We start from the raw sequence: 19,241 nt of genomic DNA, 5'->3' as shown, positions 1-19,241 counted from the left end.
CACCTGAACGCATGGCGGTTATTGCCGGTCTGCTGGGGATGCTGGCGGCTACCGGCGGACTGCAGCTGGCGTTTGTGCTGGACACGCCCGCAGGCCCCAGCATCGTCTGCCTCGCTGCCGGGCTGTTCGCCGCCTCCAGCCTGGCCGGGCTGCTGCTGCAGCGCCGCCGCAGCTAGGCCCTGCCCCCGAACGGCCCGGCATCCGCGCTGACGCAGGCTTACTGCAAACCTTCCGCCTGCCAGCCGCAGCGCGGTTCAGCTGCCGGTGCGCTGCAAGTCCGGGGCGCCGGTCCATTTGCCGATTGCGTCAGTCAGGGCTTTCTTGTTGATGGGCTTGCTCAGGAAATCGTCCATGCCGGCCTGCAGGCATTTTTCGCGGTGCGCCTGCAGCGCATTTGCGGTCAGCGCCACGATCGGGCATTTCCTGCCCCCGCCCGCGGCCTCGATCCGGCGCATCTGGGTGGTGGCCTCCAGCCCGTCCATCTCCGGCATCATCATGTCCATCAGCACGATATCTGGCCGTTCGGAACGGAACTGCGCCACCGCCTCAAGACCGTTCTTGGCAATTGTGATATCCAGCGGAGCATCTTTCAGCATCTTGGTCACCACCAGCTGATTGGTGCGGTTGTCCTCGGCAAGCAGCAGCTTCAGGCGGCGTTCCGGCTGCCGCGGCCCGGCATTACGGCCGGACCCGGGGTCCGCACTGGGGGCGGCGGGCAGGCTCAGCACCCGCTCAAGCACCTGCCGCAGCTGCACCGACCGCACTGGTTTCAGCGCAAACTCGCAGGCCCCGATTGCTTCGCAGTCGGCACGGCTCAGCGCGTGCTCCACTGACGACAGGATGATCAGCGGCACTCCCTCAAAGCCCGGCATCGACCGGATCCGCGCCGCAAGGGCGCGCCCGTCCATGGCCGGCATCTGGTAGTCGAGAATGACAAAGTCGAACCGGCGCCCGTCCAGCTGCGCATCGGCCAGGATTTCCAGCCCCTCATGCGCAGATGCCGCCAGAGTGCAGGACACTCCCCAGGCACTCAGCCGTTCCGACAGGATCACCCGGTTCAGCTCCAGATCGTCCACCAGCAGGCCCTGCAGCCCGGCAAGGTTCTGCGGGCTTCCCGCCGGTGCGGCTTCCGCCCGGCCGCCGGCCCGCAGCGGCACGCGGATTGTGAACACGGAGCCTTTGCCAGGCTCAGAATCCACCTCCACCGACCCGCCCATCAGCGCAAGCAGCTGTGAGGAGATCGCCAGCCCCAGACCAGTGCCCTCAAAGTTCCGGGTGGCGGCGTTGTCAGCCTGCTCGAAGGCCCGGAAAATCTTGCCGACACGGGCCGGCTCGATGCCAATGCCGGTGTCGCGCACCTGCACTTGCAGCATGTGGCTGCCCGAGTCCTGCAATTGCCCGGTCACCTCGATGTAGACATACCCCTCGCGGGTGAACTTGACGGCATTGCCCGCCACATTGGTAATCACCTGCCGTATCCGGCCGGCATCGCCCTCAAAGACTTCGGGCAAGGCCGGATCATAGCGCATGGTGATCTCGACCCCCTTCTCCGCCGCCTTCGGCGACAGCAGGGTAACCACGTCTTCGACAGCAGTCTGCAGGTTGAAAGACTCGATGCTGAACTCGACCTTGCCGGCCTCGATCTTGGAGAAGTTCAGGATATCGTTGATGATTGTCAGGAGCGCGGAGCCGGACTTGGCAATGGTCTCCGCATACATCTGCTGGTCTTCGTTCAGCTCGGTTTCCTGCAGAAGTTCCGCCATGCCAATGACTCCGTTCATCGGCGTGCGGATCTCATGGCTCATATTGGCGAGGAATTCCGACTTCGCGCGGTTGGCAATATCCGCGGACTCGCGGGCCTGCTCCAGCGCGAACTCTCTTTCGTCGCGCTCGGCAAAGGTTTCCTCCAGCACCCCGACCGAGAAATCCAGTGCCCGGAACTCGCGCGACGCGTACCACGGCAGTTTGTCAGCCGGGCTGCGCAGGCCGGAAATCGCATCCGACATCCGCTTGTGGATCATCTGCAGCGGCCGCAGGGCTAGGCCATGCACCAGCAGCAGCACCAGGAAGGACAGAACCAGCACCGGCACCACTGTCCAGATGATGATCTGGCGCACCGAAGCGGCGACCAGCGCCTCGCCTTCCTGGGTCGACCACTCGACAACCATGGTACCGAAGACCGCGCCTTCCAGCTCGATCGGACGCTCATACATGACCCGGCCGCCGTCCGGCGGCGCGCCGGCGGCTTCAGCCGAGGCCAGCAGCTTGCCTGCCGGGCTGCGGATCTGAATGGAAACGATCTGCGGTTTGCGGGTGACGGCTTCGATCAGGCCGGTTTCCAGCACCGGCACATCCTCGACGATGATCGATTCCAGCATCAGCCCGCTCAGCAGCGAGACGGTGAGGTCCGCCTGCTCCGCCAGCTGCTTTTCCAGCCTTTGCGTCTCCTGGCGCTGCGCCAGATCGCCGACCACAAAGCCGACAGCCGAAGCCGCCAGCAGCAGCGACAGCACGATCTGGAAAAGGATGCTTGTCCGTTTCATTCAATCAACGCAGTGCTCTAAAAGGCCAGGCTGCGCTCCATCGCCCGGCGGATGATGTCATAATCCTGGTCGTCCCCCAGCAGGAAGCCGTTCTTCGAAATCCGGCGCACGATCTCCTCGTTTTCCGAGGAGAGCATCACGTTGCGCATCGCTTCCAGCACGTCTTCCGGCATCTCCGGCGACGCCAGCCAGGGCTTGGTCACATTGTCAAAGGAGGCCAGAACCCGGATCGGAACCCCCTTGGCAACCAGCTTCTTGTAAGTGCTTTCCTTTAAGGCACCCGCTGTGTACTTGCCCGCGCCCACGGCCTCTCCCACGAGGTCATGGCGGCCGAGATAGGCAAATTCCAGCAAATCGCCGCTGCTGATGCCGGCGTCCAGCAGATATTCCTGAGCCAGATAGCGGCCGATGGTCGACAGCTCGTCGCCAAAAGCGAAACTGAGGCCGGCCAGCTCTTCGACCGACTGCACCGTGCTGTCGCTGTGGACCACGATGACACCCTTGAACCGCTTCTGGCCGTTCTGCGATTCCATTGCGATGATCCGGACGTCCGGGTTTTCCTTCATCACATGCACATAGGAAGCCGGGCCGAACCTTGAGAAGTCTACCTCGCCGCTGGCCAGCTGGCGGATGCCTTCCTCGTATTCCTTGGCGATCTTCAGCCGGATCGTGACCGGCTCCCCCAGCTCCTCGCTCATCCGCTTGGCCAGGAAAGACAGGAAAGGCTGGTATTTTTTGACCGTTGCGGTTGGTTTATCCGCCGCATAGGTGCCGAAAATCAAATCCGTCCCGGCCATGGAAACACCGGGCAGAAATGCCGCAAGCCATGCCGTCAGAATCGCGCCGGGGACGGCACGCCTCAGCCCCGTCCCGAAAATTGCAATGATACCAAAGGTCCACTCTAACAGTTTCACGAGTCTAGCCTCCTGACTGACATCGGCTGGCACGGCAGGCAGGCCGCGCACCTTGGTTACATGGCACAAAGATAAGAATACAATGTTAACGCACCTGCAATTCTCGGAAAAATTTTGCGGTTCTTTTATTCTTCGGCCTCTATATTAACCCTTCAGTAAGGTTTTCGTAATCTTTTAGGCAAATTCGCCATAATTTCAGAAGAACAGACTCAGCTGGCCCGACAGGAACCACCGTGAAGCAGACCCCTATTCCCTCCAGGACCATACGGTCCGTCCGCCGCTCAGCACAAACCGTTGTGCTGGCATCGCTTTTATCCGCGCTTCCGGTTGCGGCCTTTGCCATTCCCTCGCCGGAACTGGTGATCGGCTCGGTCTCTTCGCTGTCTCAGGTTCTGGCCGTGGGAATTGCCATGATTTCCGGTTTGGGCGCAGTCATTGCGGCGAAACTGGGTTTTACTCCCAAGCCGGGCAACTCACCGCGCCGCTACCCGGTCAAGCTGATTTCCGTCCTCGCGCTTGCAGCTATGGCACTGGCTGCAGGCAACTACTGGCAATATTCCTCGCATGCGCAAGCCGAGCTGGCAAGACTGCAGGCCACTTTGACGCGGCCGGCGCAGTTTGACGGCACCACCATCAAGGACGCCTCCCTCAAGGAGACCAGCTTCTCCAAGCAGGAGGATCACCCGCTGGCGATGAGCACCGCGGACGCGGCAGCAGCGCTGGAGGACGGCTCCACCCTGTTCTACGACATCCGCGAAACCGGCGAGAACGCCATGGGCACCCTGCCCGGCGCCACCCATATCCGCTTCCCGGACTTCGTTGAGAGCCAGCCGGTGCAGCCCGGCCAGAAGGTCGTGCTGTTCTGCCACAACGGCAACCGCTCCTCCGAAACCTGCGCCAAGCTGGCGGCAATGGGCATCGACTGCAGCTTCATCGCCGGCGGCATCGAGAAATGGATCGTCGAGGGGCGCGAATTCTCCGACAAGAACGTGCAATCCCTCTCCGACCTGCGCGCGATCCCGGAATACCCGGGCAAGGACGTGCTGCTCAGCACTGCCGATTTCGAGCAGCTGCTGGCCACCGAGGACCTGCAGATCGTCGACACCCGCTACCCCGGCGACTTTGAAACCGGCCACTTGCCCGGTGCGATCAACATCCCGATCCGCAAGATGACCACCGCGGACCTGATGGACCGCATCGCTGAGCTGGACCCGAACAAACCCACCATCGCCGCCTGTTATGACCGCCGCAGCTGCTTCATGAGCCAGGTGCTGGGGCTGGAGCTGTCGCAGCAGGGCATCGACTTCCGCGGCCGCTATACCCTGCCGTGGGAGTATTTCGTCGCGCCCAAGCCGAAACCGCATGTGCAGGCGTGGCTGGCCGATCAGCAAACAGGCCTCTGGGACAAGGCAATCTCGGCGCTGGCAACTGCCCTGCTGTGGGTGCATGAGCGCAGCCATATCCTGCTAGGCCTGCTGGCACTGTCCATCGCAACCCGTATCCTGGTGCTGCCGGTGGCGCTGAAATCCGAACGCGATCAGATCATCACCAATGAAACCGGGGAGGAGATGAAGGCGCTGAAGGCGAAACTGGCCCACGACCCGGTGCGCAAGGCGCGCGCGGTGCAGGCGTTCTACAAGGACAAGGGCCTGACCCCGATGAAGAACCTCACCGCGCTTCTGTTCCTGCCGGTGATGATGCTGGGCGTTTCCGCCGCGCAGGAGGCCAGCGCCTCGCTGCAGACCCCGTTCCTGTGGATGGCTGACCTCGGCCTGCCCGACCCGCTGTTCATCATGCCGGTGCTGTTCTGCGCGCTCGCCGCTGTCTACCTGCTCTGGGCCGTGGCCAAGACCCCGCGCCAGAAAACCCTCTGGATGGTGCTGGGCATGCCTGCGCTATTTGCCATGGTGTTCACCCTGACAGCTGCCGCAAATGCCTATCTCTGCTTCAGCCTGACGCTGTTGCTGGTGCAGCGTGCCTATGTCACCGGCATGCACCGCCAGCTGGGCGAAGCCATCGCCTTGCGCGCCCACAAGCGCCGCCTCGCCAAGCTGCCGCGCGGCGTGATCCCGATGGGCTACACCGAGGAGCTGGAGCACGCCGGCAACAAGGCCCTGCGCCTGTCGATCCTGCGCAACGCTGGCCTGCCGGTGCCTGGCGGCGTGATCGTGCGCTCCGATGCGATCCACGACTACCGCGAAATGTCCGACGCCAAGAAAGACGCCTTTGCCGCCAAGGTCTTTGCCCTTGCAGGCGGCAAGCCGGTTGCCGTGCGCTCCTCCGCCAGCAATGAGGACGGCGCTGACCAGAGCTTTGCCGGCGTCTTTGAATCCGTGCTCGACGTGACCGCAGACACCATGCGCACTGCCTTGGACGAAGTGGTTGAAAGCTTCTCCTCGGACCGCGCCGCCAGCTACTCAGGCGAGGGCGACAGCACCGACCAGGGCAACATCGTGGTGCAGGAGATGGTGCAGGCGGAATACGCCGGCGTCCTCTTCACCCAGGACCCGATGGCCCCCGGCATGTGCATGATCGAATGGGTCGAGGGCTGCGGCGAGGATCTGGTGTCCGGCCGCGTCACCCCGACCTCCTTGCGCTTTGGCCGCTACACCACCCTGCCCGCATCCGAGGACCAGGACCAAACCCTGGACATGGCGCCGCTGCTGGCGCTTGGGCGTCAGATCGAGGAGACCTTCGGCTGCCCGCAGGATGTCGAATGGGCCTATGCAAACGGCCAGTTCCAGATCGTGCAAAGCCGCGACATCACCACGCTCTCCTTGGGCACCGAGCAGGAACAGGTCCGTCTGGGTGAATGGCGCGACTTGCTGGACCGCTACGCCGATGCGGATCCGGACCAGACCATCCTGGAACAGGACGAAATGTCCGAGGTCCTGCCCCGCCCCACCCCGCTTTCTTTCTCGCTGATGAGCGAACTGTGGGCACCGGGCGGCAGCGTTGACCTGGCCTGCCGCGAGCTGGGTGTGCCCTATGGCCTGCCCGAGGGGCGCGACGGCCATCTGGTGAACCTGTTCGGCAAGACCTATGTCGACGTGGCGCTGAAACAGGGCATGACCCTGAAACTCACCGCCGCCAAGGCCAAGCAGCTGCGCAAGCAGGCGCGTCCGATGATCACCCGCTTCCGCAGCGAGGTCATGCCAGCCTTGCGCGACAAGCTGGCGATCTGGCAGGCCGTGGACTACACCGCCCTGCCGCAGGACAAGCTGCTGGAGGCGGTCTCCACCCTCAAGGACATGTTCATCCAAGAGGTCTATCTGGAAGCCGAGAAGATCAACATCCTGGCGGGCTTCACCATGGGCGAGGCAGGCACAGCGGCGGCCGGCGACCCGGCCCTGCGCGCGCATCTGATGCACGCGGAGCTGCCCAATGCGCCTTCCAGCCTGCTCGCCTCCTGCACCGGCAAGGACGCCCAGACGCGCGCCATGCGGCTGATGGGCCACCGCTCGATCTTCGACTACGAGCTGTCCTCGCCCCGCTACGCCGAAGCCCCGGCGCTGCTGAACTCCCTGCTCGACAGCACGGTGGAGCCGATCGGCGCGGTGCCGGTCCCGGCCAACCTGCCGGATGAGCTGGACGATACCATCGGCATCGCCATCGCCTATCAGGACCTCAAGGAACAGGCCAAGCACGAGGCCCTGCGCGCCGTCGCCGAACTGCGCCGTGCCCTCTTGGCACTGGGCCGGACCAGCGGGCTGGAGGATCTGGTGTTCAGCCTGACCTTCGCGGAGGTTCTGGACAGCAACTGGTCCAACCCGGCCCCCCTGCGCGATCTGGCAGAGGCACGGGCAGAGAAGGAAGCCCTGCGCAAGAAATCCGCGCCGACGGACGTTACCCTCACCCTGCGCGACTGCGAGCTGTTGTCGCTTGGTGCCCAGGCCCAGTCGGGTGACGGCACCATGGGCGGCACCTGCGTCGCAGGCAGCGGCAGCTCCACAGCACGGGTGTTCTGGATGGAGGACGACAGCTGCATCGACCCGGCGGCATTCGCGGACTTCCGGGACGGCGACATTCTGGTCTGCCGGATGGTCAACCCGGCCTGGCTGCCGTGGGTGCAGCGCTCCGGTGCGGTGCTGTCCGAGGTCGGCGGCTGGCTCAGCCACATGGCCATCGTCGCGCGTGAAAAAGACGTGCTGATGCTGGTCGCCTGCAAGGGCCTCGACAGCCTTGAGCATGGCGACAAAGTGACCGTCAGCGAAGACGGCAGCATCCAGCCGCTGGAGGAAAAGGGCCTGAAAGCAGTTTCAGCCTGATCCAACCACGCAGGAACAACAAAAAGCCCGCAGCAATTGGCTGCGGGCTTTTTGCGTAAGGGTTAATTTGCCTGCTATTCCACCTCCCCTTGCTATCTTGGCAAAGATTGCCATATTCTGTTCCAGCGAAAGGAGCCTGCCAATGGCCACCATGAACGTCTCCCTGCCGGACCAGATGAAAACTTGGGTCGAGGAACAGGCCCGCGCCGGCACCTATGCCAATTCCAGCGACTATGTCCGCGACCTGATCCGCCGCGATCAGGCCCGCACCGCCGCCATTGCCGAGCTGCAATCCGCCATCGACGCAGGCCTTGCCAGCGGCCCGGCTAAGGCGCTGACCGCCGAAGATTTCAAGGCCGCCATGCGCCGCAATGGCTGAGGAACGCTGGCGGATCCGCCCCGCTGCCCGCGCCGACCTTGCTGCGATCTGGCGCTATGGCCTGGACACCTGGGGCGAGGCGCAGGCGGATGCCTATGCCGACAACCTGTTTGCCCTCTTCGACCTGCTGGCGGATTTCCCGGAAATGGCCCGCGAACGGGGTGAATTCACGCCCCCGGTCCGCATCCACCCCACCGGTGCGCATCTGGTGATCTACCGGCTGGAGCAGGGCCTTCCCGAAATCATCCGCATCCTGCATGCCCGCCAGGACCTGGTGGCGTTCCTCTCAGAATAACACCCGTTCCGCTCTTGCCATTTTCCGCACATCTGCTCTGATACGGCGCATGGACCCGCATCTCGACCCCCGGAAAACCGCCCGGCTGATCCAGCATCTGAAAGACCAGATGGACGCCCTGCCGCCCAAGCTCAAGGCGGCGGCGAAATACGTGATCGACAATCCCGGCGACTTCGGCCTCGACACCGTGCGCACCTCAGCCGAGCGGACCGGCATCAGCGCCAACGGCTTTGTCCGCCTGGCCCAGCACCTGGGCTATGACACGTTCGAGGCCTTCCGCGCCCCCTTCCGCGCCGCGCTCACCACCACGCAGGAGGTCGGCCTCGGCCAGGACTGGCTGGAGCAGATGCAGGACCAAGGCCCGGCAGGCAAGCTGCAGGCCGCCGCCGCGCGCAACCAGCTCAACATCACCTCCCGCTCCCTGCGGCTGATGACGGCTGAACGCACCCAGGCCATCGTGGACACGCTGCTGTCTGCCCGCCGAAGCTATGTCACCGCCACCCGCTCGTCCTATGCGCTGGCCTATTACTTCCACTACGTGGGCCGCATGGCCTTGCCCTCGCTGGACCTCGTGCCCCGCCACATGGGCGCCGCGCTGGACGATCTCCTCGACATAGGCCCAAAGGACTGCCTGATCGCCCTCACCTTCGCCCCCTACTCCGCGGGCACCATCCAGGCGCTGCGGCTGGCGGGAGAGCGCGGGGCAAAGGTGATCCTGATTTCCGACAGCGAGGTGATCGCCCCCGGCATCCGCACTGACCATGTGCTGGCCGTCGCCGCCAATTCGCTGCACCCGTTCGGCGCCATCGGCGGCGCTATGGCAGTGCTGGAATGCCTGCTCACCCATCTGATTGATGCCGGCAGCGAGGACGCCCGGCGCCGGATCGCCGCCTATGACGCCCTGCGCCAGGACAGCGGCGCCTATTGGAGCGGCCCGAAACTGCCCCGCGTCGGGGGCTGATACCGGCTCTCAGACATCGCCGCCGATAAACGGGTTCTGCGCCTCCCATTCATCCCGGGTGGCCCGCTTGTGATCCCCTTCCAGCCGCACCGAGGCCATCGCCCGGTCGGCATAGATCTCCGACCTGAGCGGCCACGCCAGCGCTTCGTCAAACAGCCCCGGCATCAGGTCATAGGCCTCCCCCTCTTTGTCCACGTCCCGCATCCACAGTTGCGAACCGCAGGTGCTGCAAAACGCCCGTTCGGCAAAGGCAGAGGACTGGTAGCGCGAAACCGGTCCCTCCACGGTCACCGCCTCCGCATCGGCCTCAAAGCACAGGAACAGCCCGCCGCTCCAGCGCTGGCACATGCGGCAGTGACAGGCCCCGGGACGCGGATCATGCGCCCCCTCAACACGGATTTTCACCGCGCCGCACAGGCAGCGGCCTTCCAGAACATCACTCATAGCCGGCCTCCTTGCTGACACCGTCAGAATACAGCAAATCAAGCGTCGGCGGGAGTTTCACTGGTTAGAGCCGCAAATCCGCCTCGTCCGGCCCCAGAACATACTTCAGGTCATAGATCAGTGCGCCCTCGGACCCCAAGGCCCGGATCGCCTGCGCCCCCATTTCGCGGAACTCGGAATGCGCCACCGCCAGCACAACCCCGGCATAGGCCCACTGCCCCGGCTCAGATACCAGAGGGATGCCGTACTCGGCCCGCGCCTCATCCGGGTCGGCGTGGGGATCATACACATCCACCTCCGCGCCGTACTCCTCCAGGCTGCGGACCACATCAATCACCCGCGTGTTGCGCAGGTCCGGGCAGTTCTCCTTGAACGTCAGCCCCATCACCAGCACCCGCGCGCCAGCGACCGGCAGGCCGCGCTTCAGCATCGCCTTAACCATCTCGCCCGCAACATAGGCGCCCATGCCGTCATTCAGCCGCCGGCCCGCCAGCAGGATCTCCGGGTGGTAGCCCAGCTGCTCCGCCTTATGCGTCAGGTAATAGGGGTCCACCCCGATGCAGTGCCCGCCCACCAAACCCGGGCGGAACGGCAGGAAATTCCATTTGGTTCCAGCGGCTTCCAGCACCGCCTGAGTGTCGATCCCCATTTTGTTGAAGATCTTGGCGAGCTCATTCACCAGCGCGATATTGATGTCCCGTTGACTGTTCTCGATCACCTTGGCGGCCTCTGCCACCCGGATGCTGGCGGCCTTGTGGGTGCCCGCGGTGACCACCTCGCGGTAAAGCGCATCCACCCGCTCCGCCACTTCGGGCGTCGAGCCGGAGGTTACCTTCACCACATCCTTAAGCCGCCGCTGCTTGTCGCCCGGGTTGATCCGCTCGGGCGAGTAGCCCGCAAAGAAATCAACGTTGAATTTCAGCCCTGAGCGCGCCTCCAGCACCGGCACGCAGTCTTCCTCGGTGGCACCGGGATAGACGGTGGATTCATAGATCACCAGATCACCGGGCTTCAGCACTCCGCCAACAACGGCCGAGGCCGCCAGGAGCGGGCTCAGGTCCGGGCGGTGGCTGGCATCCACCGGTGTCGGCACGGTGACGATGTAGATGGAGCAGTCCGCAATCTCTGCCGGGTCGGAGGTGAAACGCAGAAATTCCGCCGCGGCCAGCTCTTCGGCCTCCAGCTCCCGCGTGCGGTCTTCGCCCTTGCGCAGTTCGGCAATGCGCGAGGGATCAATATCGAACCCCATAACCTTCCGGTGCTGCCCGAAGGCCGCCGCCAGCGGCAGCCCCACATAGCCGAGGCCAATGACACAGATCTTGTCTTGCGCGCCGCTCATGTCCGGCTGCTCCTTGTTCCGCGGGGCCTGTCACGCCAGGCCCCCTGCCCGCCCACATAATGCCTTGGCCCCAAGGGGTTCAACCGCAGGCATGCCGTTTCCGCCTCATGCCTCCACAACAATGGCGGAGACTTCGCTGTCCACATCCCGGCAGGCGGCCAGCAGCCGCGGCATCAGATGCGACATCACGTAATTGGCATGGAACCGGCTCGGCGCCTTCAGCACCAGCCTGCCCCCTGCCCTGCCCGCGCGCTCCAGCCCCTGCACCCAGGAGGCATAGTTGGCCGGGTCCTCCGCATGCAGCACCGCCTTGGCGAGGCTCCACTCGCTGCCGTCCGAAACATCCGGCGCCTGCGGAACCGCCCCGGGCCGCAAGGGCACCACATTCGGTGCAGGCTCGTCTTTGCTTTGCATCCGGTGCTCAAAGTCCGGCCCGACCGCGCCCCAGCGCTCCTGCGTGTCCGCCAGCAGCCGTTCCAGATCAATCCCGTATTCCGTGACCCGCCCGCGCGCGCCCTGGCGTTTCACCACCAGCCAGCCCATGCCGCGCAGCTTCGCCATCTCGCGCTTCACCGTGCGCTCGTCGACATCCCACAGCCGGGCAATCTCCCGCTGCCCCACTGCCAGCTCATCGCGCTGCCAGTTGTAGCGGGCGGTCATCAATGTCATGAAACGCAGAACCAGCTTCTGCGCGCCCTTGCCCTGGCCAAGCGCAAAAGCCCCCATCGCCGTGAGGATGTCATACTTCAATGCAGAGGCGTTGCGCCCCGCAGGCCGTTTGGCAAGCATTGCTGCCCCCGTTTCTCCCTTCCTGCCCTCCTGGGCGGGATATGCTGCCTCAAGTGTTCCCGGGGTGTTTACCGGGAAATGCGTCGGCCGGTTTTGCCCTGAACTCAACGCTATTCGTTTATTGTATCTGATTTGCGTCCGGAATTCCGATTCTGTCAAGCGCCGGCGGGAATTCAATTCAAACCCAATCCCTTTTTCGAAAGAAAAATTGGTATCTATGGTATTGGGTGACACCTTAGATGTCCCCTATTCGCGCCAGAATGTCCCCCAATCTGCTGTGTCTTGCTTCGGGGTGTCCCCCGAAATCTGGCGTCTGAACCCCAGAAAAACCCAATGAAACGAATCGTTTGGCATCAGCCTTCCGAATCGCCCCTGCCCTTATTTCACGGGGCCTTTTGCAGATGTGTCCCCGCGGGGACAGGACGCTCTTCCAGACCATATTAGCTTTTGCGTTTTTTGCAAATTCGGCGTAAATGGATATTGAGGCTGAATTAGCGTCCTGCAGAAATGGACGCTTTCAAAAAACAACACCGTGTGAGGCTAAGGAGCAGCGATGTTTACGCACGAAGACCTGTCCAGGATGCAGGCCCAATCCCTCAAGATGCAAAGCTGGATCCGCCAGCAGACCTTCTCCCCCGAAATGGAAAAGACCCTGCGCCGGTTCTCCTCATGGGAAGTGGCGGAGCTGATCTTCCGCGTCAACCAGTCGACGCTGCGCGGGCGGCTCGCCACCGACCCCTCCCTGCCCCAGGGCCATGTGGAGGAAGACGGCCGCCAGCGCTGGTATTCGCTGGAGGAGATCAACGAGCTGCGCCGCCGCATCAAGATCAACCGAAAATCGCTGCTGCCCAAGCGCCCCGCAGGGAAACGCGCCCTGCGGGTGGCAATCTCCAACTTCAAGGGCGGGGCCGGCAAATCCACCGTCGCCCTGCACTTCGCCCATGCCGCAGCGCTGGACGGCTACCGGGTGCTCTGTGTGGACTTCGACCCGCAGGCGACCCTGTCGCACTCCATGGGTCTCAGCGATGTGACCGAGGATTACACCGTCTGGGGCATCATGGCCCGCGACCTGGTGCGCGAGACGGAACGGATGAACGCTGCCTCGCAGGGTGCCGAGTCCGGCACCGCCCTGCCCCAGCGCCAGCTGCCCGAGGCAATCACCGGCATGGGGCTGCAGGATCTGCGGGTCAGCGATTTCGTTAAACCCACCAGCTGGCCGACCATCGACATCATCCCGTCCTGCGCCAATGCGGCCTTTGTGGAGTTCGCTTCCGCCCAGTACCGCCATCTGAACCCGGAATGGTCGTTTTTTGCGGCCGTGTCCCGTTACCTCGACCAGCTGCCGGCCGAGGATTACGACCTGATGATCTTCGACTGCCCGCCGGCCATCGGCTACCAGTCGATGAACGCGGTGTTTGCCGCCGACATGCTCTATATCCCCTCCGGCCCCGGCTATTGGGAATATGATTCCACCACTTCCTTCATCGGCCAGCTGTCCGAGGCGCTGGAGGATCTCTCCGCCTTTAACGGCGTTGTCCCCGCGGGGACATTTGCTTTGCCCAAGGTTTTCCAGGACGTCCGCTTCCTGCTGACCCGTTACGAAAGCGGTAACGATTTGCACCGTGCGATGCGTTCGGCATTTATGAAGGTTTTTGAGGGTAGAATGACGGAGCACCCGATCGAGATGACCCGCGCAGTCGAACAATCGGGCCGCTTCCTGAGTTCCATCTACGAAATCGATTACCGGGACATGACACGCGAAACCTGGCGCCGTGCGCGGGCGTCGTTTGATCAGGCCTATGACGAATTCAAGGCCTACGCGCTGGAAGCCTGGGAAAAACTGGAGGATGAGGCATGAGCAAACGCAGAGTCTTCGACATCGACTTCCCGACTGAACCTAACGAGCCCTCTGAACCAAAGCCGCGCCCCGCGGAGACTGCTGTCAGAAAGCCTGAGCAGCGGATGCGTAAACCGTCTGAACCGCGCCGCGGACCGATGGCCACAGCGATCTCCGAGAACGCCGACGCGTTGCGCAGCCGGGCGGAGGCAGAGCAGAAAATCCGCGAAGAAAACGACCGGCTGGCGCATGAATTCGTGCGGCTGAAGAAACTGGGCCTGATGGTCGACCGGATCCCGATCGGCCGGATCGGCGCGGCGAAACTGATCCGCGACCGCCGCGAGGGGCGCGACCCGGACCTCGACGAACTGAAGGCCTCGATCAAATCCATCGGACTGTCGAACCCGATCCGGGTCGAGGAAAACGATGACGGCACCTATGAGCTGATCCAGGGCTACCGCCGGCTGCGGGCCTATGTGGAGCTGCTGCGGGAGACGGAGGATGAGGCTTATGAGCATATCCCCGCGGGTTTGGTGGCCAAGGGCGACACGCTGCAAAACCTCTACCGCCGGATGGTGGACGAGAACCTGGTGCGCCGGGATATCTCCTTTGCGGAAATGGCACAGCTGGCGCTGAACTACTCACAGGACGAAGGCACCAGGGCGAAATCCCTCGAAGATGCGGTCAGCGACCTTTACGCCTCTGCGGGCCGGCAGAAGAAGATCTATATCCGCCATTTCGCCCAGCTGCTGGGCGCGGTGGGTGATCTGCTGAAGTTCCCGGAGGCAATCCCGCGCGCGCTGGGTCTGGAGCTGAGGAAACGGCTGGAGGCGGATGCCGCCTGCACCCCGGAGCTGCGAGAGGCACTGACGGGTGCGAAAGCCGCAACCGAAGAAGCAGAGCTGGAGGTGCTGCGCGGTTTTCTTGAGGGCAAGCGCAAGGCGGCGCCCCGTGCAGCCGCTGCGCCGCGGCCGGGTGTCGCCAAGACCACCCTGCGCTGCACTGTCCCCGCGGGAACAGTCCGCTGCCAGGCGCGTGACGGCAAGATCGAAATGGCGATGGAGCGGGACTTCTCGGAGATCGACCGGCACAAGCTGGAAGGGGCAATTGCAGCCTTCTTTGCTGCTTTGGAAAACGACAGCTAAGGCATCTGTCCCCGCGGGGACAAGATTTGAAATCTGGAAAGGCTCGGCTGCGCTGCCGGGCCTTTTCCGTCTCTAACTTGCGTGTTTGGGCCTGCTTTTTAGGTTGTCCCCGCGGGGACAGAGCGGGGGATGGGTGCTGTCTGTGCTGCGAAACCAAAAGAAAAGGACCCGGAATTGCACCCGGGTCCCTGATCATTTTTCCTGCTGTCCCCGCGGGGACAGCCATGTGCGAGCGCGTCTGCGCTGATCAGTTCAAGACCTTGAACTCGATGCGCCGGTTCTTGGCCCGGTTCTGCGCCGTGTCGTTAGACACCAGCGGCGTGGTCTCGCCGTAGCCGACCGCGACCAGACGTTCTGCAGGGATGCCTTTCTGCTGCAGGTACTGGTTCACTGCTGCCGCACGTTTCTCGCTCAGCGTCATGTTCCAGGCGGCCTTGCCCTGGCTGTCGGTATGGCCGCCGACCTCAACCACCATGCCGGGACAGCGGCGGATGATGTCCGACAGGCTGTTGAGGAAATCGCGGGAGTTGGCATCAAGCCGGGCTGTGGAGGGTGCAAAGTTCACGCTGCGGCCCTGCGACAGGATTTCGAACCTTCCGGTGCAGGCCTCGCGGCTGAAATCGCCGCTGGCCTCCAGCGCTGTGGAGGCTCCGGCGGTGACTGTCCCCGCGGGGACAGATGCGCCGCCCGCGCCGCCGCGCTCAAACATCAGGTCCATGCTGACCAGGCCAACGGGGGTGATGGTGACGCCGGCGGCTTCCTCCAGCTTTTCGCGGCCGGGGTTCAGGTTGAAATCCTCCAGCTTGAGGATGACCGGCTGCACGGTGGCCACGGCGACCCGGGTGTCGTCCAGCAGTGTTACCGCGACAGGGACCGTCAGGTCTGCGGTGACCCCATGCAAGGAAAGGGTGACAGGCAGGTCGATCTGCTTGCGCTGCACTGCTGCCAGATCGGCAATCTGATCCTGGCTGATTTGCGCCGTGATCACCGCCTCGGGGTAGGTGAAGGTTTCAAAGAACAGGAACCGCATCCGCACGTTGCGCAGGTCGATGGAGGTGTCGACAGAGTCGAGCGCGATGTGGATTTTGGCCTCGCCGGTCCCGGAGATGCCGCCGGAGAAGGCGGCAAAGCGGCTGGATTCCGCAATGCTGCCTTTTTTGATCGATATGAATCGGATTGCAGAGGATTCGGGTGTCAGCTGCCAGCCGCCTTCAAACGGGCCCGCGGCCAGGGCAGGGCGGATGAGAAGGAGAAAAAGTGTTATTATTGAGATGGTTATGCGAAGCATGCGGAATCCGTCCGGGTTGCTGAAAAGGAACATCCCGGCCGTTGGGCCGGGCAGTAAGCGATGCCCCCAGACTAACAGCAGTCTTGCTGCCGGGTGCAAGGGAAGCGATAGTTTGGTAACCAAATACCCTTAAGAATTGGGAAGCATCCCCGGGCGGACAGGCACCGGGGCGGGAAGTGGAGCAGACAGGTGCAAGTATTGATGATCGGGGTCCGGCTGATGCTGCTGGCTGTTGCGGCGTCCTGCTGGGGCGTGCTGGCCCAGGCAGAGGAGCGGCTGGCGCTGGTGATCGGCAACTCCAGCTACGGTGCGGTTTCGGCGCTGGACAATCCGGTGCGCGATGCCCGGCTGATCGCCGGGGCGCTGGAGGGCCTGGGCTTTGATGTGACCCTGGCGGCGGACGCCAAGCAGATCGAGATGAAACGTGCGATTGCCCAGTTCGGCCGCAAGCTGCGCAACGCCGGAGAGGATGCGACGGGGCTGTTCTATTATGCCGGCCACGGGGTGCAGAGCTTTGGCAGCAACTACCTGTTGCCGGTGGATGTGGCGCTGTCGGATGCTGCGGATCTGGACCTGATGGCGATTGAGGCGCAGTCGGTCCTGCGGCAGATGGCCTCTGCCCGCAACCGCACCAACATCGTGATCCTGGACGCCTGCCGCAACAATCCGTTCGAAACAGTGGCCGATCTGAACGAAAGCGGCCTGGCGGAGATGAAGGCGCCGACCGGCACCTTCCTGGCCTATGCCACCGCGCCGGGTGATGTGGCGCTGGACGGGGAGGGGGAGAACAGCCCCTTCACCGAAGCGCTGGCGCGCGAGATCACGGTGCCGGGAGCGCCGGTCGAACAGGTTTTCAAGCAGGTGCGCCGGGCGGTGCTGGAGCAGAGCGGCGGCAAGCAGACGCCCTGGGACACGTCCTCGCTGGTAAGCGATTTCACCTTTGCGGCTGCGGCCCCGGAGGCAGCGATGACCGCCGCGGAGCTTGAAGAAGCGCAGATCTGGGCATCTATCAAGGCATCGCGCGACGCGATGCAGATCATGCTGTACCTGCGCGGCTATGGCGACGGCAAACACGCCGATGAGGCGCGGGCGCTGCTGGCGGAGCTGGTGCAGGAGGAGCTGCAGGCCAGCCAGCCGGTGGCAGAGGCACCGCCGGCTCCAGCCCCTGTTCAGGACGCAGAGACATCGATGTTCCAGGCGGCGCAGGGGGATGGCAGCAAGGCGGCTTATGAGGCCTATCTGATGGCCTACCCTGAAGGGCAGTTCGCGGAAATGGCTGCGGCAGAGGTTGCAGCGCTGGCTGCAGGCGCTGGACAGGATCCGGCGGCTGGCGGCGAAGCGCCAGCCACGGCGCCTGAGCTGGCCGCGGAACAGGCGCCGGAGCCGGTCAGCGAAGCAGGGCCCGTGACCTATGCCAGCCCCTTGCATGTCGGTGTTCCGGAGATTTCCGGGCTGACGCTGGCTGAGGCGGTGACCCGCTCGCCGGCATTTCCGCCCATCGAAGGGCTGCCGGACAGCTACTGGAAAGACCAGTCCTGCAGCAATTGCCACCAGTGGACCCGTGAGCGGCTGTGCACGCAGGGCAACACCTACCTGAGCCTCAACATGCAGCGGTCGCTTGGCAAACAGCACCCCTTTGGAGGGGCCCTGAAACAAGTGCTGAAGAGCTGGGCCGCGGGCGGCTGCCAGTAATTTCCGGGTTCTGAACCGGCAGGGCAGGGGAGGGCTCCCGCCTGTTCCGGCGCATTCTGGCCAATGCACCTTCGCAGTTGGGCGCGGCGCTGTGCGGGGTGGAAGCCGGGTTTCCATTTGCTGAGAGGCGCTTAAGGGCAGGTTTGCCCTTAAGCGCCCTATCAATGGTGTTCCGCCCTTTTCCGCCTCAAGGGTGAACCGCGCGTGCCGCGCGGCTGCTGGCGCAGCCCTTGACCCGGACAACGGCGGGGGAGACGCTGCGCGTCAGCGCAGCGCCGGGCCCAAGGCCGCCAAGGCCTGGCGGCGTCAGCCGCGGGCCTGCGGGCGCGGGAGTGCTGCCTTTGCGTTTGACGTCAGGGGGCGTGGGTGGTGATCAGGAAATAGACCCATTCGCCTTTGAAATCCGCATGTTCGGTGCGGGCGGCAGCCACTTGGGCGCGCAGGAACTCCAGGTAGGGTTCCGCGGGTTCGCTGAGGGGACGGGTGCCGTCGTAGAGCGGATGCGAGGCGGCGAAGGCGACGGCGATTTCCTGGCCGTAGGGCGGCGCGACGGTGATCTGCAGGCCGGGGTCTCCGGCCTCTTTGGCACCGACGCGCAGGGCGGTTTTCGGTGCCGCTTCGGCCAGCGGCACCAGTTCGTTTGGCGACAGATGCAGCACCGCGCCGCCGGCGTCGAAATAATCCACGTAGACGTAAGAAGGGTAGTCCGGCGCTGTGAGGTCGAAAAACAGCCGCTCACCGCCGGAATAGTCCAGCACACGGGCGTGGGCATCGCTGCCCACTAGCAGCGGATTGGTGATCTGGTCGGTGCTTTGCGGCAGGCCGACGTTGGAGATGCCTGCCAGCGCGCCGCATTGCGGGCGGGGCAGCAGGCGCATTTCGTCCGAGACGGTGATATCTGCGCCCATCTGCGCCTGAAGGGCGGTCAGGACCGGGGAACGGAGGCCATCCTCGGGCAGGTGGCCGCGGACCTCCAGCGTGGCGGTTTCAGGGACAAAGGCGACCTGCAGGCGGGAACAGGGCACGGCGGCGAGGATGCCCGAGACGCCATCACGCAGGGGGTCGCCGTCAGCCACTGCATCGCCGGGCTGCATGAAGCTTTGGAAGGCAGCGAGGGAGACCGGGTCGATATCGCCGGAGCCGCCCTGAAAGACGAGCGCGGCCTTGATGCGGGGGGCGTCAGGCACGGCAGCGGGTGTTTGCTGCGGGCTCGGTGCGGTGCCGGGCAAGGCGGCGGCTTCGGGCTGAGCCTCCGGGCTGGACTGGCTGGCGGGCGCGGCCTGCGGCAGGGCGGCTGTATCCGGTTGTGCGGCAGGAACGGTGGCCAGCGGAGCTGCGGTACCGGTG

15 protein-coding genes are annotated in these 19,241 nt (G+C 64.1%); 8 read left to right on the top strand and 7 right to left on the bottom strand.

Annotation, left to right across the window (positions count from 1 at the left end):
- Window positions 1-11 precede the first annotated feature (11 nt).
- Entirely contained in the window at window positions 12-176 is a 165-nt protein-coding gene (locus A9D60_RS26235; protein ID WP_441295066.1) for a metal ABC transporter permease, read from the top strand.
- 78 nt (window positions 177-254) lie between these two features.
- Here A9D60_RS26235 and A9D60_RS19740 read toward each other — a convergent pair whose 3' ends face one another.
- On the bottom strand, window positions 255-2,543 hold the full coding sequence (locus A9D60_RS19740; RefSeq protein WP_065269181.1) for a response regulator: 2,289 nt from the start codon (window positions 2,541-2,543) through the stop codon (window positions 255-257).
- A 17-nt stretch (window positions 2,544-2,560) separates the two neighbouring features.
- Window positions 2,561-3,457 carry a PhnD/SsuA/transferrin family substrate-binding protein gene (locus A9D60_RS19735; protein ID WP_065269180.1) on the bottom strand — a complete coding sequence of 299 codons (897 nt, stop codon included), beginning with the start codon at window positions 3,455-3,457 and terminating at the stop codon, window positions 2,561-2,563.
- Between the two features lie 233 nt (window positions 3,458-3,690).
- Between A9D60_RS19735 and A9D60_RS19730 the strand changes: the two genes are divergently transcribed.
- From A9D60_RS19730 to A9D60_RS19715, 4 genes are all read left to right on the top strand, one after another.
- Window positions 3,691-7,725, top strand: coding sequence for a PEP/pyruvate-binding domain-containing protein (locus tag A9D60_RS19730; protein ID WP_254656743.1), 4,035 nt, complete (start codon window positions 3,691-3,693; stop codon window positions 7,723-7,725).
- 142 nt (window positions 7,726-7,867) lie between these two features.
- Window positions 7,868-8,104, top strand: a complete 237-nt coding sequence (locus A9D60_RS19725) for a type II toxin-antitoxin system ParD family antitoxin (RefSeq protein ID WP_065269179.1) — start codon at window positions 7,868-7,870, stop codon at window positions 8,102-8,104.
- Window positions 8,097-8,399: a type II toxin-antitoxin system RelE/ParE family toxin gene (locus tag A9D60_RS19720; RefSeq protein WP_065269178.1), complete on the top strand. Its 303-nt coding sequence runs from the start codon at window positions 8,097-8,099 to the stop codon at window positions 8,397-8,399. The genes A9D60_RS19725 and A9D60_RS19720 overlap by 8 nt, the downstream gene beginning before the upstream one ends.
- Window positions 8,400-8,448: 49 nt before the next feature.
- Window positions 8,449-9,360: a MurR/RpiR family transcriptional regulator gene (locus A9D60_RS19715; protein WP_065269177.1), complete on the top strand. Its 912-nt coding sequence runs from the start codon at window positions 8,449-8,451 to the stop codon at window positions 9,358-9,360.
- A 9-nt stretch (window positions 9,361-9,369) separates the two neighbouring features.
- Here the strand turns inward: A9D60_RS19715 and A9D60_RS19710 are convergent, their stop codons facing one another.
- The 3 genes from A9D60_RS19710 to A9D60_RS19700 form a co-directional block, all read right to left on the bottom strand.
- Window positions 9,370-9,804, bottom strand: a complete 435-nt coding sequence (locus A9D60_RS19710) for a GFA family protein (protein ID WP_065269176.1) — start codon at window positions 9,802-9,804, stop codon at window positions 9,370-9,372.
- A 64-nt stretch (window positions 9,805-9,868) separates the two neighbouring features.
- The gene (gene tviB, locus A9D60_RS19705) at window positions 9,869-11,143 is read right to left on the bottom strand and encodes a Vi polysaccharide biosynthesis UDP-N-acetylglucosamine C-6 dehydrogenase TviB (RefSeq protein WP_065269175.1); all 1,275 of its coding nucleotides are present in this window, start codon (window positions 11,141-11,143) and stop codon (window positions 9,869-9,871) included.
- Window positions 11,144-11,248: 105 nt separating this feature from the next.
- The gene (locus A9D60_RS19700; RefSeq protein WP_065269174.1) at window positions 11,249-11,932 is read right to left on the bottom strand and encodes a DnaA N-terminal domain-containing protein; all 684 of its coding nucleotides are present in this window, start codon (window positions 11,930-11,932) and stop codon (window positions 11,249-11,251) included.
- 553 nt (window positions 11,933-12,485) lie between these two features.
- Between A9D60_RS19700 and A9D60_RS19695 the strand changes: the two genes are divergently transcribed.
- Window positions 12,486-13,790 (top strand): AAA family ATPase, encoded by a 1,305-nt coding sequence (locus tag A9D60_RS19695; protein WP_065269173.1) that lies wholly within the window; start codon window positions 12,486-12,488, stop codon window positions 13,788-13,790.
- Window positions 13,787-14,914 carry a ParB/RepB/Spo0J family partition protein gene (locus tag A9D60_RS19690; RefSeq protein ID WP_065269172.1) on the top strand — a complete coding sequence of 376 codons (1,128 nt, stop codon included), beginning with the start codon at window positions 13,787-13,789 and terminating at the stop codon, window positions 14,912-14,914. The genes A9D60_RS19695 and A9D60_RS19690 overlap by 4 nt, the downstream gene beginning before the upstream one ends.
- A 247-nt stretch (window positions 14,915-15,161) precedes the next feature.
- Here the strand turns inward: A9D60_RS19690 and A9D60_RS19685 are convergent, their stop codons facing one another.
- Complete coding sequence (locus tag A9D60_RS19685; RefSeq protein ID WP_065269182.1) at window positions 15,162-16,202, bottom strand: OmpA family protein; 1,041 nt, start codon at window positions 16,200-16,202, stop codon at window positions 15,162-15,164.
- A 189-nt stretch (window positions 16,203-16,391) separates the two neighbouring features.
- Between A9D60_RS19685 and A9D60_RS19680 the strand changes: the two genes are divergently transcribed.
- Window positions 16,392-17,894 (top strand): caspase domain-containing protein, encoded by a 1,503-nt coding sequence (locus A9D60_RS19680; RefSeq protein ID WP_368072356.1) that lies wholly within the window; start codon window positions 16,392-16,394, stop codon window positions 17,892-17,894.
- Between the two features lie 353 nt (window positions 17,895-18,247).
- On the opposite strand, the gene A9D60_RS19675 is transcribed toward A9D60_RS19680, so the two are convergent.
- Window positions 18,248-19,241 (bottom strand): DUF4384 domain-containing protein (locus tag A9D60_RS19675; protein WP_141117986.1); only part of this gene is annotated, 994 nt, incomplete at its 5' end.

This window comes from Leisingera sp. JC1 (genome assembly GCF_001679925.1).
GTDB lineage: Bacteria > Pseudomonadota > Alphaproteobacteria > Rhodobacterales > Rhodobacteraceae > Leisingera.
The sequence above is the reverse complement of the archived record's forward strand: the minus strand, read 5'-3'. Positions and strand labels throughout refer to the sequence as shown.

What these genes read in the sequence shown, in the direction of transcription:
- A9D60_RS19685 (WP_065269182.1), bottom strand. Translation starts at nt 16,202, where the DNA reads ATGCTTCGCATAACCATCTCAATAATAACACTTTTTCTCCTTCTCATC.
- tviB (WP_065269175.1), bottom strand. Translation starts at nt 11,143, where the DNA reads ATGAGCGGCGCGCAAGACAAGATCTGTGTCATTGGCCTCGGCTATGTG.
- A9D60_RS26235 (WP_441295066.1), top strand. Translation starts at nt 12, where the DNA reads ATGGCGGTTATTGCCGGTCTGCTGGGGATGCTGGCGGCTACCGGCGGA.
- A9D60_RS19740 (WP_065269181.1), bottom strand. Translation starts at nt 2,543, where the DNA reads ATGAAACGGACAAGCATCCTTTTCCAGATCGTGCTGTCGCTGCTGCTG.
- A9D60_RS19710 (WP_065269176.1), bottom strand. Translation starts at nt 9,804, where the DNA reads ATGAGTGATGTTCTGGAAGGCCGCTGCCTGTGCGGCGCGGTGAAAATC.
- A9D60_RS19720 (WP_065269178.1), top strand. Translation starts at nt 8,097, where the DNA reads ATGGCTGAGGAACGCTGGCGGATCCGCCCCGCTGCCCGCGCCGACCTT.
- A9D60_RS19690 (WP_065269172.1), top strand. Translation starts at nt 13,787, where the DNA reads ATGAGCAAACGCAGAGTCTTCGACATCGACTTCCCGACTGAACCTAAC.
- A9D60_RS19715 (WP_065269177.1), top strand. Translation starts at nt 8,449, where the DNA reads ATGGACCCGCATCTCGACCCCCGGAAAACCGCCCGGCTGATCCAGCAT.
- A9D60_RS19725 (WP_065269179.1), top strand. Translation starts at nt 7,868, where the DNA reads ATGGCCACCATGAACGTCTCCCTGCCGGACCAGATGAAAACTTGGGTC.
- A9D60_RS19700 (WP_065269174.1), bottom strand. Translation starts at nt 11,932, where the DNA reads ATGCTTGCCAAACGGCCTGCGGGGCGCAACGCCTCTGCATTGAAGTAT.
- A9D60_RS19695 (WP_065269173.1), top strand. Translation starts at nt 12,486, where the DNA reads ATGTTTACGCACGAAGACCTGTCCAGGATGCAGGCCCAATCCCTCAAG.